Here is a 400-nt window from a genome sequence, read left to right as displayed (position 1 = left end):
AAACAGCTCAATGAGTTTGTTTTGTTTGTACTGACTTAGACGACTTTTTCTCATTGGGTTATTTTAACCTACATGGAGTTTTTAGTCATTATCTAGGACGGTCCTTAAAACTAAAGGTAAAGCCAACAATTTTCCGCCCCTGTTTTTGTTGTTCGTATTTTACATCAATATCGGTGTATTGGTTGATTTGTTGAACTAAGAAGTCTAGAACCCTGCGTTTAAACAATTCCATTTTTTGGTATTCACCATTAACTACGCCTAACCTTTGCCGTAATTCATCAGCAGAAAGCATTAGGGAGTTTTGCTGATAAAGATCCAAAAAATTTAACCTTGCTATATGCTTTGTCTATGATTGGCGGTGTTATTGCCAGTCGTAGCGGTGCAGTGATTTTGCCAAAAA

The 400-nt window shown here is 36.5% G+C and carries 1 protein-coding gene; it reads right to left on the bottom strand.

The features are described 5' to 3' along the window. Positions 1-88: 88 nt before the first annotated feature. A complete protein-coding gene (locus M2R47_RS09680) occupies positions 89-292 on the bottom strand; it encodes a hypothetical protein (RefSeq protein ID WP_418001197.1) in 204 nt (67 codons plus the stop codon). Positions 293-400: the final 108 nt, after the last annotated feature.

The organism is Moraxella oculi, assembly GCF_023336735.1.
Lineage (GTDB): Bacteria > Pseudomonadota > Gammaproteobacteria > Pseudomonadales > Moraxellaceae > Moraxella > Moraxella oculi.
The sequence above is the reverse complement of the archived record's forward strand: the minus strand, read 5'-3'. Positions and strand labels throughout refer to the sequence as shown.